We start from the raw sequence: 2,659 nt of genomic DNA on the forward strand, positions 1-2,659 counted from the left end.
GACATTGTTCAGGTTTCTGAAATTATTAAGAAAGAAAAAAATGTTTCAGATTTAGTTCAAAATGATATCGATTTAGGAACAAAAAATCTTATTAAAATAACTGGAAATGCAGATGGTTTACAACTTACAGCAGACCAGTTAATAAACACAAGGCATTTTGCAAATACCCTATTCAATATTATGCGTGGTGGTATTTTTGATGATGACTATCAAATAGAAAAAGGTGATTTTGTTAAATATATTTCAAAGGCCAATAAGAAGGTTTTAAAGAATAATGAAGAGACCTTAAATGAGCTTCCAGAAATTTTCAATTTAAATCACATAAAATCTATTGCTGAAAAGAGCGATGATAAAAATTTTAAAAGACTTTGTTTTGAGTATTTACCATTAAAATTTAGTAGAAGACATGGTGACCCAAGTAGACCATGGAACAAGTTTTCTATTAACACTCATAATGAGGTTGATGGTTCTAAAATTTTAGATTACGAAGGAAACTGGCGTGATATTTTCCAAAACTGGGAAGCGCTAGCAATATCGTACCCTGAGTTTATAGAAGGAATGATTCATAAGTTTTTAAACGCGACTACTTTTGAAGGCTACAACCCATATCGTGTAACCAAAGACGGTTTCGATTGGGAAATTATTGAAGAAAACGACCCTTGGTCTTATATAGGATATTGGGGCGACCATCAAATCATCTACCTTTTAAAATTCTTAGAGTTTATTGAAGATTACTATCCGGGTCGATTAGAAAAATTGTTCGACCAAAGTGTTTTTGTTTATGCCAACGTGCCTTACAAAATTAAAAGCTATGCCGATATTTTAAAAAACCCAAAAGACACCATTGATTTCGATCATGAATCAGACCTAAAAATAAACGAAAAGAAACAAGAATTAGGGGCCGATGGAGCTTTGCTTAGAGATGAAAATTTCTTTATTCACAAGGTTAATTTAATTGAAAAACTTTTGGCAACGGTATTGGCTAAAGTGTCTAATTTCATTCCAGAAGGCGGTATTTGGTTAAACACGCAACGTCCCGAATGGAACGATGCCAACAATGCATTGGTTGGTAATGGGGTGTCTATGGTAACATTATGTTATCTGCGACGTTTCTTGAATTTCTTTGAAGGAACAGTTTCAAAAGCAAATACTAAAGAGGTTGAAATTTCAGAAGAATTAAAAACCTTTTTTAATGGGGTTGTTAAAACACTTCAAGCAAATGAAAACATCCTTTCTGGGAAAGTATCAGATAAAGAAAGAAAAACAGTTTTAGATGGACTTGGTAAGGCAGGCAGTAACTACAGAGCCAGTATTTACCAAAACACATTTAGCGGTAATAAATCCGCTATTAATAAATCAGAATTATTACAATTTATTAAAACTACTCAAAAGTTTCTTGAGCACAGTATTAATGCTAATAAGCGTGATGATAATATGTATCATGCATACAACTTAATGACTGTTGAAAATGATTCTGAAGTATCCATTTCATATCTATCAGAAATGCTAGAAGGTCAAGTAGCAGCATTAAGTTCTGGCTACCTCTCTCCTACTCAAGCATTGAGTTTATTGGATGGATTAAAAAATAGCGCATTATTCAGAGACGACCAGTACAGTTACATTTTGTACCCAAATAAAGAGTTGCCACGTTTTGATAAGAAGAACAATATTCCGAACAGCAAAGTTGAGCAATCTAAATTATTGAAACAATTGGTTGCTGATGGTAACAGACAAATTATAGAACAAGATATTAAGGGAAATTATCATTTTAACGGTAATTTTAATAATGCCAATGTTTTAAATGAGGCTTTGAATAATTTAGGTAGTAATTATGAGGCTTTAGTAAAAATTGATACCAATCATATACTTCAAACTTTCGAATCTATTTTCGATCATAAATCCTTTACAGGTAGATCAGGAACATTTTTTGGTTACGAAGGCTTAGGATCAATTTATTGGCACATGGTTTCTAAATTATCGTTAGCGGTTCAAGAAAACTGTTTGCTTGCTATAAACAGTAATGAAGATGAGACTATAATTGGCCGACTATTAGATCACTATTATGAGATTAGCGCGGGTATCGGAGTGCATAAATCACCAGAATTGTATGGTGCTTTCTCAACCGATCCTTATTCGCATACGCCAGCAACAAAAGGAGCCCAACAACCAGGTATGACAGGTCAAGTTAAGGAAGATGTTCTCACTAGATTTGGTGAGTTAGGTGTATTTGTTGAAGCAGGAAAAATTGTTTTTAACCCAAGGTTATTACAGTCAAAAGAGTTTTTAACATCACCTGCAACCTTCCGTTTTACAAACGTGAAAAAAGAAGATCAAGAAATTCTTATTGAAGCAAATTCACTTGCATTCACATATTGTAAAGTGCCTGTTATATACAAGCTTTCAAAGGAAACAGGAATTAAAGTGGTTTATAACAACGGAAAAATAAACGAATCAAAAGGAATGAGTCTTGATTTACAAACCTCACAATCTTTATTTCAAAGAAAAGGAGAGGTTAATCACATTATTGTTTCTATAAACAAATAAAAGCCTAAACCATGTTTAAGCTCACTAAATATATATCAATTTCAATACTATTAATGATGTTAGGATGTAATGAAAACCCGAAAGCAGAAAAGCAATTAACAGCTTCCGATATTTT

At 32.7% G+C, this 2,659-nt stretch carries 1 protein-coding gene; it reads left to right on the top strand.

Annotated features, from left to right (window positions below; all coding sequences use genetic code 11):
* Window positions 1-2,544 (top strand): hypothetical protein (locus tag WBN21_RS15655; protein ID WP_424201924.1); only part of this gene is annotated, 2,544 nt, incomplete at its 5' end.
* Between the last annotated feature and the right edge of the window lie 115 nt (window positions 2,545-2,659).

Source organism: Algibacter sp., assembly GCF_049667265.1.
Lineage (GTDB): Bacteria > Bacteroidota > Bacteroidia > Flavobacteriales > Flavobacteriaceae > Algibacter_B.